General features: G+C 72.2%; 8 protein-coding genes. 3 read left to right on the top strand and 5 right to left on the bottom strand.

Features of this window, described 5'->3' with window-relative positions:
• The first annotated feature begins 43 nt into the window (after positions 1 to 43).
• Positions 44 to 1,678 (top strand): FadD3 family acyl-CoA ligase, encoded by a 1,635-nt coding sequence (locus AC5677_RS16570; RefSeq protein WP_497195817.1) that lies wholly within the window; start codon positions 44 to 46, stop codon positions 1,676 to 1,678.
• 143 nt (positions 1,679 to 1,821) lie between these two features.
• Here the strand turns inward: AC5677_RS16570 and AC5677_RS16565 are convergent, their stop codons facing one another.
• From AC5677_RS16565 to afsR, 5 genes are all read right to left on the bottom strand, one after another.
• On the bottom strand, positions 1,822 to 2,757 hold the full coding sequence (locus tag AC5677_RS16565) for a TIGR03619 family F420-dependent LLM class oxidoreductase (protein WP_497195816.1): 936 nt from the start codon (positions 2,755 to 2,757) through the stop codon (positions 1,822 to 1,824).
• A 321-nt stretch (positions 2,758 to 3,078) separates the two neighbouring features.
• On the bottom strand, positions 3,079 to 4,695 hold the full coding sequence (locus AC5677_RS16560; protein ID WP_497195815.1) for a class I adenylate-forming enzyme family protein: 1,617 nt from the start codon (positions 4,693 to 4,695) through the stop codon (positions 3,079 to 3,081).
• 99 nt (positions 4,696 to 4,794) lie between these two features.
• Positions 4,795 to 4,974 carry a hypothetical protein gene (locus tag AC5677_RS16555; RefSeq protein ID WP_497195814.1) on the bottom strand — a complete coding sequence of 60 codons (180 nt, stop codon included), beginning with the start codon at positions 4,972 to 4,974 and terminating at the stop codon, positions 4,795 to 4,797.
• Between the two features lie 197 nt (positions 4,975 to 5,171).
• Entirely contained in the window at positions 5,172 to 5,354 is a 183-nt protein-coding gene (locus tag AC5677_RS16550) for a hypothetical protein (RefSeq protein ID WP_497195813.1), read from the bottom strand.
• 230 nt (positions 5,355 to 5,584) lie between these two features.
• Positions 5,585 to 8,527 carry an SARP-family global regulator AfsR gene (afsR, locus tag AC5677_RS16545; protein ID WP_497196649.1) on the bottom strand — a complete coding sequence of 981 codons (2,943 nt, stop codon included), beginning with the start codon at positions 8,525 to 8,527 and terminating at the stop codon, positions 5,585 to 5,587.
• Positions 8,528 to 8,846: 319 nt separating this feature from the next.
• Between afsR and AC5677_RS16540 the strand changes: the two genes are divergently transcribed.
• Positions 8,847 to 10,091 carry an amidohydrolase family protein gene (locus tag AC5677_RS16540; RefSeq protein ID WP_497196648.1) on the top strand — a complete coding sequence of 415 codons (1,245 nt, stop codon included), beginning with the start codon at positions 8,847 to 8,849 and terminating at the stop codon, positions 10,089 to 10,091.
• A gap of 105 nt (positions 10,092 to 10,196) precedes the next feature.
• Positions 10,197 to 11,627: a hypothetical protein gene (locus AC5677_RS16535; RefSeq protein ID WP_497195812.1), complete on the top strand. Its 1,431-nt coding sequence runs from the start codon at positions 10,197 to 10,199 to the stop codon at positions 11,625 to 11,627.
• The last annotated feature ends 31 nt before the right edge of the window (positions 11,628 to 11,658 follow it).

Raw genomic sequence — 11,658 nt, 5'->3', positions numbered from 1 at the left:
TCATGCTCTTGTTTCGGCCGGCTCTTTCGCGGGAGGCAGTGCGATGCGCGATGATCTGGAACTGCGGGCGGACCTGGAGTACGGCTCCATCCCCCGGCTGGTGCGCGTGGCCGCGGAGCGGTACGGCCCCCAGGAGGCCGTGGTCGAGGGCCGCACCCGGCTCTCGTACGCCGAGCTGGGCGAGCGGGTGGAGCGGGCCGCCGCCGCCTGTATCGCCTCCGGCGTCGCGCCCGGCGACCGCGTCGCCGTCTGGGCGCCCAACACCCTCGACTGGATCGTCTCCGCCCTCGGTGCGGTGACGGCCGGCGCCGTCCTCGTCCCCGTCAACACCCGCTTCAAGGGCGCCGAGACCGCCTATGTCCTGCGCCGCACCCGCGCCAAGCTCCTCTTCATCACCGGCACCTTCCTCGGCACGTCCTACGTCGCCTCGCTCCGCCGCGCCGCCCAGGAGGGCACCGGCCCGGGACCGCTCCCCGGCCTGCCCCACCTGGAAAAGGTCGTGGTGCTGTCCGACGACGCCCCCGCCGACTTCACCACCTGGAAGGACTTCCTCGCCGCCGGCGCCTCCGTCGACGCCGCGACGGTCACCACCCGCGCCGACAGCCTCCGCCCGGACGTCCCCTCCGACATCGTCTTCACCTCGGGCACCACCGGCCACCCCAAAGGCGCGGTCATCACCCACGCCCAGACCCTGCGCGCCTACGCCGTCTGGAGCGAACTGGCCGGCCTCCAGCAAGGCGACCGCTACCTGATCGTCAACCCGTTCTTCCATACCTTCGGCTACAAGGCCGGCATCATCGCCTGCCTGCTGCGCGGCGCGACGATGATCCCCCAGCCGGTCTTCAGCGTGGAGACCGCCCTCGCCAACATCGCCGCCGAACGGATCTCCGTACTCCCCGGCCCGCCCACCCTCCACCAGCAGATCCTCGACCACCCGGCCCGTGGCCTGCACGATCTCTCCGCGCTCCGCCTCGTCGTCACGGGCGCGGCGGTCGTCCCCCTGGAGCTCGTCGAGCGGCTGCGCAGCGAGTTGAAGATCTCCACGGTCCTGACGGCATACGGCCTTTCGGAGAGCTCCGGCATCGTCACGATGTGCCGCCGCGGCGATCCGCCCGACGTCATCGCCGCGACCTCGGGCCGCGCCATACCCGGCACCGAGGTCCGCGTCGTCGACGCGGCGGGCCGCCCGCTGCCGCCCGGCGCCCCCGGCGAGGTCCTGGTCCGCGGCTACCACGTCATGTCCGGCTATTTCGAGGACCCGGCCGGTACGGCCCGCGCCCGCACCCCCGACGGCTGGCTGCGCACGGGCGACGTCGGCATCCTCGACGCCGACGGCAACCTCCGTATCACCGACCGCATCAAGGACATGTTCATCGTCGGCGGGTTCAACGCCTACCCCGCCGAAATAGAGCAGCTCCTGGTCCGCCATCCGGATGTCGCCGACATCGCCGTCGTAGGCATCCCCGACCCCCGCCTCGGTGAGGTCGGCAAGGCCTTTGCGGTCCGCCGTCCCGGCTCGTCCCTCACCGCCGATGACCTGATCGCCTGGTCGCGCCGCGAGATGGCCAATTACAAGGTGCCGCGCGAGGTCGAGTTCGTCGCGGAGCTGCCGCGCAATGCGAGCGGCAAGGTGATCAAACGGCGACTGCGGGAGGGGGAAGGCGCGGCGGCCGGGTGACGAGGCGGGGGTTCCGGCTCCCGGGGTTTCTTGCGTCTGGGCGGGGTTCCGGCTTCCGGGGGGCGTGCGGCCGGGCAACGCGACCGGGTACGCCCCCGGGGTGCCGGGGCCGCGGAGGCGCATGCCCACGTGACGCCCCGCAGCTACCGAGCCGCCGTCACCCTGCCACCGGCCACCCCCACCCCCTCCGCCAACGCCCGCATCCGTTCCCCGAACCCGTCCTCCACCGGCCCGAACCACACCGCCAGATCCTCCGCGCCCGCCGCCTCCCAGGCGGCCACCTCGGCCCGGACGTCCGCGAGCGGGCGGTCCGCCGAGGACCACTCCGTACGGCTCCCCGCCACGACACGAGGCGCACCCCCGGCCCCCTCGGAGCCGCCTGCGAGGACCTTCCGCCGCGCCGCGAACTCCTGCGGCGAAAGCCCCACCGCCTGCCAGTACCCGCCGAATTCCGCCGCCCGCCGCAGCGCCGCGCCCGAATTCCCGCCGATCAGGAACGGCACCGGCACCTCGGGTACGGGCTCGAACACCGCCCGCTCGTCGAACGCCACCGCCCCGTCCCGGTACGGCCCCCCGAGCCCCGAGTGCAGCCGCCGGATCAGCCGCAGCGTGTCGTCCGTCCGGGCACCCCGCGTCCCGAAGTCCACACCCGCCGCCTCGAACTCGTACCGCTGCCACCCGACCCCGACGCCGAGCACGAACCGCCCGCCGCTGAGCCGCGCCAGGGTCGCCGTCTGCCGGGCGAGGATCAGCGGATCGCGCAGCGGGGCGATGAGCACGGACGTGCCGAGGGTGATCCGTTCCGTGAGCGCCGCGATATAGCCGAGCGTGGTCAGGGCCTCGTACACCCCGCCGTATCCCGGCAGCGGCGTCCCGTACGGGCCCGGCGGCAGCACATGATCAGGCAGCCAGACCCCGGCGTACCCCAGTGCCTCCGCCTCCTGCGCCAGCTCCGCGACGGTCCGGACGTCCATCGCCGCGGACTCGTCCGGCAGGACGACATGCAGCCGCATCCGGGCGCCCGCACCCTCGGTCCCCGGCCCCGTGTCCGGCTTCCTCTCCCTCTCCCTCTGCGTCATGTCCTGTCCCCTTCTCCCCTGGACGCCTCGTTCCCGAGGCATGCGGCCGAGGCGCCGTCGCAGGCCGCGTGGCTCCGGCGCGGCTCCTGCGGCACCTTCGGCGGCACTTCGCTACGGCATTTCTACGGCCTCACACCGGTGTGAAGGTCAAGCGCCGCAGGACAGGGGCGCGGCAGGGACAGGGGCAGGGACAGGGGGGCAGGAGCGGGGCGTGGCAGGCGGCAGAAGAGGCAGCAGCACAGGCCGCACCCAGGAGCTGCTTCGCCGGCGTCCAGTCCGGTCGGCGGCCGCTGTGGCGGCCCGCTCAGGGCTTGGCGCCTCTCACGGTGTGCCGCCCGCCCCGTCCTCCGCACCCCGCTCCGCCTCGGCGTAGCGCTCCCGCAGCGCGGACTTGAGCACCTTGTTCAGCGGCCCCCCGCGCGGCAGTTCCTCCGCGATCTCCAGCTGCTCCGGCAGCTTCTGCGTCATCAGCCCGGCGGCCCGCAGATGCGAGGTCAGGGCGGAGAGCGTCAGCGGGACGGAAGGCGGCCCGGCGGCGGAAGCGGGGGCGGGCTCCGCAAGCGTGACGACCGCGCACACCCGCTCCCCCCGCTCCCGGTCCGGCAGCCCGATGACCGCGACATCGGCCACCGCCGGATGCGTGCGCACCAGGTCCTCGACCTCCTGGGCGGAGATGTTCTCGCCCTTGCGGATGATGATGTCCTTGAGCCGCCCGGTGAGCACGAGATGCCCGTCGGGCCGCAGATGTCCCAGGTCGCCGGTGTGGAAATAGCCGTCCGCGTCGAACGCCTCCGCCGTCAGCGCCGGATCGGTGTACCGCCGGAAGAGCATCGTCCCCTTGAGCGTGACCTCCCCCGACTCCTCGGCGCCGGCGGCGCTCCCGTCCGCCCGTACGATCCGCACCTCGGCGCCCACCACGGGACGGCCCGCCGTCCGCGCCAGCTGTTCATCGTTGTCGTACGGCGTCCCCATCGCGATCATCGGGCACTCCGTCATCCCGTACCCGTGCACGATCGCGCAGTCCAGCTCCCGCCCGGCCGCCGCGTACAGCTCCGGCGGCAGCGGCGCCCCGCCGCCGGACAGCAGCCGCAGCGACGGAATCAGCCGGTCCGCCCCCGGTGACCCTCCCCGGTACCGCCGCGACTCGTCCAGGAACGCCTGGTAGAAGGCCGTGCTCCCGCCCGCCATCGTCACCCCGCGCCGCCGGTAGACGGCCGCCGCCCGCCCCGCCTCGAACGTTTCGAGCACCACCGCGGGAAAGCCGCTGACCAGCATCGCGATGACGTAATCCGGCCCGGCGATATGCGCGTACGGGAACGCGATCGAGCCGATGTCCTCCCCCGACATCCCCAGCGCGGTGGCCAGTCCCACGCCGCCGGCGATCAGCGAGGCATCCGTGTGTTCAACGCCCTTGGGGGACGCGGTCGTCCCGGAGGTGTAGTAGATCCAGGTGGTACGCCCGTCCCCGCCGTCGGCCACGGGACCGGCCGCATCGCCCGGGTCACCCACCGGCAACCCGTCCGCCACCGAAACGACCCGCACCCCGTCCCCGGCCAGCTTCCGCGCCATTGCCCCGTAGTCGAACCCCCGCCATACGCCGGGTACGAGCACGAACTCCGCCGCCGACTCGGCCAGGATGAACCCGACCTCGCGCTCCCGGTGCAGAGGGATGATCGGGGTCTGTACGGCCCCGATCCGCGCCAGCGCCAGCGACGCCACCACCGTCTCCACCCGCGTCGGCAACTGCCAGGCCACGCGCGTCCCGGCCCCGATCCCCAGCTCCCGGAAACCGGCGGCCACGCGCACCGCCTCGTCCCGCACCTCGTCGAAGGTGACGGTCCGCCCGTCCTCGTCGAAGAACATGGGCGCCCCGGCGGAGGCCCGCGCTCGGTACTCGACCAAGTCCCAGAGGTTGTGGATGCGGGCGGGGTCGAACATGTCGCCTCCTCGCGGCTCGCGGGTGGCGTGACTGTAGCAGCGAATCTGACGATGCGTCAGCAGCCGTGCGGGGTGCGCTGCCTCAGCGACGGCGCCCGCTCACGGCTGGTGCCGGTCCAGGGCTCCGAGGGCCGCGGTGAGAGGCATATGGCGGTCGATGGGAGCGATCTGCGCCGAGGAGCGCCGGGGCTGGGCAGCGGTTGCGGCAGGCGCGGCGACGGTGCCGACGATCGCGACGGCCAGCGCGACGGAGGCTATGACGTGTTTGGTGCGGTGCATGTCGTCTCCTCGGTGAAGGCGGATGAGTGGTTGTCGGATTAGTTCGGTCACAGCCATACAACCGTCCCGATCATGTACAGGAAAGCCACATGGGAAGTTTGGCCGGATGCGGCGCGAACAAGCCGCAGGGGCCGGTTTCGATGGCTCCCCCTCCAAGCCATCGAAACCGGCCCCTGCGATCCCCCGGGTACGGCGCCTTACTTCGGCTCGCCGATGGGCATGTGCTTGTCCCCGGCGCTCACCGCAGGCGCGCTTCCCTCTGCGGTAGTTGGATTGGTGGGCTTCTTCTTGGGGACGCCGGGTGCACCGATGGGCATGTGCTTGTCCAGCGGCTTGATGATGTCGCGGTCGCTTGCCGGCGGTACCTGCTCGTTGCTCATGCTGATCAACTCCTGAGTGTGGGCGCTGTGGGAAGCCCGGCCAGCGACTCCCCCGTGGGTCGCCGGACGGGCGTTCCAGAGCCGCTCACCCTAGCGGTGGGGCCTGGCTGCCGAGCCGCTTGCCCCCCGAGGCGACGGTTCGGCAATAGAGAGACTGGACTCCCGCGATGAACGATCGATAAACGCCGACGGTTCGGGCTGTGACCTGCGCGAACGTGGCGGCTGTTGGCTCAGGACACATGCACCGGGCTGAGCAGGGCCTGCACTGCGCGGCCCTCCGGCGAGCCCAGCTGCTCATAGATGGGCAGGGCTTCCTGCCAGCACACCCGTGCGCGGCCGGTGTGCCCGATGGCGTGGAGCGCGCGTCCCAGCAGCGTCAAGGTGTCTGCTCGCCACCGCTCGCCCCCGACGACGCGGAGGGCCTTGAGCGCCTGCTCCGCGTGTTCGGCGGCCTGGGCCGGGCGGCCGTCACCGAGTTCGATCTCGCCCAGCCTGAGCAACGTCATCCCTTCCCAGAATCCCTGGCGGTTCTCCTGGAAAATGACCAGGGCCTCGGTCAGTTGCTGACGGGCGTCGTTGAGCCGTCCGGCGCGAGTGAGGGCCAGCCCGAGCGAGTACATGCCGTTGGCGAGACGGCGTGTGGCGCCGAGCCTCCGGTAGATGCCGATGCCCTCCTGGGCGAGCTTGATGGCGCTCTCGACGCGTCCCGTGCCCAGGTGGACGCGGGCCAGGTTGCAGAGCGCGCTGGCCTCGGACTGCTCGTTCCGGTCGTCGCGGAAGGCGGCGCGGGCCTGACTCAGGTACAGCTCGGCGTCCTCGTAGCGCTGCTGGATGCCGGCGATGATGCCCCGGTCGTTGGGCGCGTTCGACGACGCGAACGCGTCCTCCGTCGCCAGCCCCAGCAGCATCGCCGACTGCGCGTGGGTGTCCGCCTCGTCGAGCCGGCCCGCCAGCGTGTGGACGTTCGTCAGTGAGGTGTGCAACCGCGCCTCGGCGCGCTGGTCGCTCAGTTCGCGGGCGGCCGCCAGCAGGCTCATATTGGCCTGCTCGTACTGGTGCGAGTCGGCGCTCGACTCGGCGAGGTCCAGGGTGAGCAGGAGCAGATCGACGGCCCGGCGGAGGGTCTGTGGCGTGGTGGACTGCTGGGCGCAGGCGAGGAGGCAGCGGGCCTCCCCGAAGAGCCACTGCAGGGCCTCCGGGCGGTCGGTGAACTGCAGGCCCGGGTAGCCGGTGGGCTCCATGTGATCGACGAGGCGGTCGCCGGGCCGTTCCAGCGCGTACATGCGGGCCGCCGTCGCCAGATAGAAGTCCAGCAGCCGCGACAGCGCGGTCTCCCGCTCGGACGGCGGTTGTTCGTCGCGTTCGGCGCAATCGCGGGCGTAGAGGCGGACCAGGTCGTGGAAGCGGTAGCGGCCCGGGGCGGCGGATTCCAGGAGAGAGGCGTCCACGAGGGACTCGATGAGCTCCTCCGCCGACTCGATGTCCAGATCCAGCATCGCCGCGGCCGCCGCCAGGGAGATGTCCGGGCCGTCGGCCAGGCCCAGGAGGCGGAAGGCGCGGGCCTGTAGCGGCTCCAACTGGCCGTATCCCAGCTCGAAGGTCGCTTTGACGGCCAGGTCGCCGGCCCGCAGTTCGTCCAGGCGGCGGCGTTCGTCGGCGAGTTTGCGGGCCAGGGTGGAGACGGTCCAGGTGCGGCGGGCGGCCAGGCGGGAGGCGGCGATGCGGATGGCGAGGGGCAGGAAGCCGCAGGCGCCGACGACGGCCATGGCGGCCTGGCGTTCGGAGGTGACGCGTTCCTCGCCGACGATGCGGGTGAAGAGGGCCAGCGCCTCCTCCGGGCTCATCACGTCCAGGTCGATGAGGTGCGCGCCCGCCAGGTCGATCATCCGGGCGCGGCTGGTGATGAGGGCGGCGCAGCCCTCCGTGCCGGGCAGCAGCGGCCGGACCTGCGCGGCGTCACGTGCGTTGTCCAGCAGGGCCAGGACGCGGCGGCCGGCGAGCGTGGAGCGGTAGAGGGCGGAGCGCTCGGCCAGGCCGTCGGGGATGGCGGAGTCCGGTGTGCCCAGCGAGCGCAGGAAGGCGCCGAGGACGGCCTCGGGCTCGGAGGGGGTGTGGCCGGCGCCCTGGAGGTCGACGTAGAGCTGTCCGTCGGGGAAGTGCTCGCGGGCGGCGTGCGCGACATGGACGGCGAGGGTCGTCTTGCCGACGCCGCCGATGCCGGTGAGCGCGGAGACCGCCATCACGCTGCCCTCGGCGGTGGCGAGCTGATCGCCCAGCTCGTCGACGAATGAGGCGCGGCCGGTGAAGTCCGCGACGGTGGCGGGGAGTTGCTGGGGCCGTACGGCGACCCGCCCGGTGGCGTCCCGGCCGTCGCCGGCGACGGGCGGCGCGTCCAGGTCGGCGTCGGCACGCAGGATGCGCTGCTGGAGCTCGGAGAGCGAGGCGCAGGGATCGACGCCCAGTTCGTCGTCCAGCAATTTGCGGGTGTCGGTGTAGACCGCCAGCGCTTCCGCCTGCCGCCCGCTTCGGTACAGCGCCAGCATCAGCAGTTCGCGCAGCCGTTCGCGCAGCGGGTGAGCGGCGGTGAGGGCGGTCAGTTCGGAGACGGCTTCGGCATGGCTGCCGAGTTCCAGGTCGAGTTCGAGCAGGGTCTCCATCAGGGACAGCCGCCACTCGTTGAGGCGGGTGCGCTGGGTTTCGGCGTACGGGCCGGGGAGGCCGGCCAGTGGTTCGCCGTCCCATAGGTCGAGCGCCCGGTCGAGGAGTTCGCGGGCGCGGCTGAGGTCGCCGGCGGTCCTGGCCTTCTCGGCCTCGGCGGCGTACTGCTCGGCGTGATCGTGGTCGAGGTCGAGCGGCCGACCATCGGTCGACCGGATCGCATACCCACCGGACTCGCTGACCAGCGCATCGGCATCCGGGCCGAGCGCCTTGCGGAATCGGGAGGCATAGGTGCGCAGCGCGGCGAGCGCGGCGTGCGGCGGTTCGTCGCCCCACAGGGCGTCGACCAGCTCGGCCGCGGTGGCGGTGCGGCCGCCGCGCAGCAGCAGTGCGGCGAGCAGCGCCCGTTGCTGCGGGGAGCCCGCTGCCAGCGCCGTCTCCCCGCGCCATGCCCGTACGGGACCGAGCACGGTGAAGCGGAGCCGCTCCTGCCCCTGCCCCGTACCGTCGTCCATCATCTCTCCCTGCCCCGTCCCGGTCGTATACGCGCTGTTCGCACGTATCCGCTGTGCGCAACGGTCAGTCTGCCTTGTCGAGCCCCTTTACGTCAGTAGGGGTCTGGAGCGTCCACAAAGCCTCCTCGGCTGCCGGGTGGGCGTTGTGGGGCAGGCGCACGGAGGGGCGCGGACGCGCGGGTTCCGTGCGCCCCCTGTGCATCTCCCCTGGGTCTGGTACGCGAAGAGGCCCCCGGTCGGTTCCCGTATTGCGCGGGTCGGTGGCCGCGCGGTTACTGACGGACCGTCAGATCGGCGCTACCGTAGCGATATGGAGACCATGGAGACCAAGGGCACCTTTCCCAAGATCATCTCGGTGGACGACCACACGGTGGAACCGCCCACCGTCTGGCGGGACCGGCTCCCGTCGAAGTACCACGACATCGGCCCGCGCATCGTCCGCGCACCCCTGAAGGAAATGACCTTCGTGGGCGGCAAGTTCGCCCCCACGATGGGCGCCCCGGGCGACGACGGCCCGATAGCCGACTGGTGGGTGTACGAGGATCTGCACCGGCCGCTGACCCGGCTCGACACCGCCGTCGGCTACGCCCGCGACGACATCAAGCTGGAGGGGATCACCTACGAGCAGATGCGCCCCGGGTCCTTCAGCGTCCCCGAACGCTTGGCCGATATGGACGTCAACCATGTCCAGTCGGCGCTCTGCTTCCCCACCTTCCCCCGCTTCTGCGGCCAGACCTTCACCGAGGCCAAGGACCGCGACCTGGGGCTGCTGGGGGTGCGCGCGTACAACGACTGGATGGTGGAGGAGTGGTGCGGCCCCCAGGCGCAGGGGCGGCTCATCCCGCTCACCCTCATCCCCCTCTGGGACGCCGAACTCGCCGCCGCGGAGGTGCGGCGCAACGCGGCCCGCGGCGTCCGAGCCGTCTGCTTCAGCGAGATCCCGCCGCATCTGGGCCTGCCCAGCATCCACACCGACTACTGGGACCCCTTCCTGCGCGCCTGCGACGAGACCGGCACCGTCATCGCCATGCACATCGGCTCGTCCAGCAAAATGCCGTCCACCTCGGCCGACGCACCGCCCGCCGTCGGCTCCACCATCACCTTCGCCAACTGCTGTTTCTCGATGGTCGACTGGCTGATGAGCGGCAAGTTCGACCGCTTCCCCGACCTCAAGATCATGTATGCCGAGGGCCAGATCGGCTGGATCCCGTACATCCTGGAGCGCGCCGATGTCGTCTGGGAGGAGAACCGCGGGTGGGGAGGCGTCGCCGACAAGGTCCTGCGGCCGCCGAGCGAACTCTTTGCGGAGCATGTGTACGGATGCTTCTTCGACGACGCCTTCGGCCTGAAGAATCTTGAGGCGATCGGGGCGGGAAACGTGCTCTACGAGACCGACTATCCGCACTCCGACTCGACCTGGCCCAAGTCGCGGGAGGTCGGGGAGGCGCAGATGGGGCATCTGGCGCCGGATGTGGTGGAGCGGATCGTGCGGGGGAACGCGATCGAGCTGCTGGGACTGACGGCGGACGGGCTCTGGGAGGCGGGAACGTCCGCCGCCCGGTAGGCGGTCACCCCGTAACGGCCGGCCGGCGGCTGCCCGAAGGCGACCGGAGCCGACCGGAGCCGACCGGACGTACCGCCGGCCGCGTCGTACAGTCGTGCCGACGTCATGGCTGTACGGGGGCGGCAGCTGACCGGCCGTTCCCGTTTCGGGGAGAGGCTGGTCGGTTCGTTGAGGTACGCGACGGCGGCGATGGCCGCGGCGACGGTGGCGGCGCTGCTGACACTCACGGGCTGCGGGGGTGACGCGGGCGGCGGCGATGACGCGGGGGACGCCGCCCCGGGCGGCAGCGGCCGGCCGGCGCTGACGGTGAAGGCACCGGTTCCGCCGGCGTTCGACAACACCAAGGGCTGGCAGGACGCCCTTCCCTGGGTGCCGGAGGACGCCACCAGCCGGCCCTTCGCCGCCGCGCCCCGGGCCGGGATCGTCGCGCTCCTCAAGAAGAAGGGCGGCTCGTACGTCCTGGAGGCCCGCGACGAGGCGACCGGCGCGCTGCGCTTCAGCAGCAGGCCCTGGCAGCCGCCGGAGCCGCAGCAGGTCGCGGGCGGGCACGTCGAGACACCGGGTGTGGAGGCCGTCGAGCGGGGCGGCCGGGAATACCTTGCCGTCTGGGCGCACGGCCTGGACGGCAAGGACGCGCTCGGCAAGGGCAAGGAGGTCGTCGCGGTGGCCCTCTACCCGGCCGGGACCTCGGGCACGTCCGCCGCCCCCGCCCGGGTGGTGAAGGTACCGGTCGACAGCGTCTCCGGCGCGGCGTGGGTGCGCGACGCCGGAGCGGGACTGCTGATCACCACGAAGGGCGGCGACGAGTCCGTCTCCCTCGACCCCCGGACCGGCCGGACCAAGCGCTACCCGCACAGCATGCAGCTCGGCGAACCCACGTGCGGGGCGATCGGCTGTGTCAGCAGCGAGGTCGAGGCGCTGACCCGGCGCGGGCCGGTGCTGGCCGGTTCCGTGGGCGGTTTCGGCGTCCCCGGGGTCTGGAACTCCAGCCGTGCCGTGCCGTCCGGTGCCAAGACGGAGGACTTCGAGAAGTACAAGAGCAGGGCCCAGCTGGCCGTATCGGGCCATGTCCTCGCGTCCTGGACGGCCAAGGACGACGGGGACGACATATGGGCGGTGCACAACGCCGAGACCGGCAAGGTCGAGGCCACCGTGCGCTGCGCGCTGGACAGCCTGACGGACCAGGGGTCGGGGCAGGACTACCCGAGCGCCCTGTCGCTGAACGGCCGCTATCTCACCGCCGGGCCGCTCGCGTTCGACCTCAAGGAGCGCAAGGGCTACTGCTTCGCGGAGGGCGAGGAACAGCGGCAGATCCTGCTGCTGTCCGTCGGCGACGACGGGCAGGCGTACGGCATGACCCAGGGCGACACCGCCGGAACCGTCGGAACCGCCGTGGCCGTACCGCTGACCACGGGCCGCCCGAAGGCCCTGCCCAGGGGGACGCAGCCGCCGCTCCTCTCGCTCCGTACGGCCGGGGCCTTCGCGCCGCCCGCGGACGGACCCGGCGTGCTGTTCGCCTTCTATCGCCGTCGCTGAGGCGGGGTGGCCGGGTGGGGCGGGCGGACCG

This window comes from Streptomyces sp. JLSY215 (genome assembly GCF_059682825.1).
The sequence above is the reverse complement of the archived record's forward strand: the minus strand, read 5'-3'. Positions and strand labels throughout refer to the sequence as shown.

Bases quoted from the DNA above. Each gene is read 5' to 3' on its own strand.
- AC5677_RS16565 (WP_497195816.1), bottom strand. From the start codon at position 2,757: ATGACGCAGAGGGAGAGGGAGAGGAAGCCGGACACGGGGCCGGGGACC.
- AC5677_RS16570 (WP_497195817.1), top strand. From the start codon at position 44: ATGCGCGATGATCTGGAACTGCGGGCGGACCTGGAGTACGGCTCCATC.
- afsR (WP_497196649.1), bottom strand. From the start codon at position 8,527: ATGGACGACGGTACGGGGCAGGGGCAGGAGCGGCTCCGCTTCACCGTG.
- AC5677_RS16550 (WP_497195813.1), bottom strand. From the start codon at position 5,354: ATGAGCAACGAGCAGGTACCGCCGGCAAGCGACCGCGACATCATCAAG.
- AC5677_RS16540 (WP_497196648.1), top strand. From the start codon at position 8,847: ATGGAGACCAAGGGCACCTTTCCCAAGATCATCTCGGTGGACGACCAC.
- AC5677_RS16560 (WP_497195815.1), bottom strand. From the start codon at position 4,695: ATGTTCGACCCCGCCCGCATCCACAACCTCTGGGACTTGGTCGAGTAC.
- AC5677_RS16555 (WP_497195814.1), bottom strand. From the start codon at position 4,974: ATGCACCGCACCAAACACGTCATAGCCTCCGTCGCGCTGGCCGTCGCG.
- AC5677_RS16535 (WP_497195812.1), top strand. From the start codon at position 10,197: ATGGCTGTACGGGGGCGGCAGCTGACCGGCCGTTCCCGTTTCGGGGAG.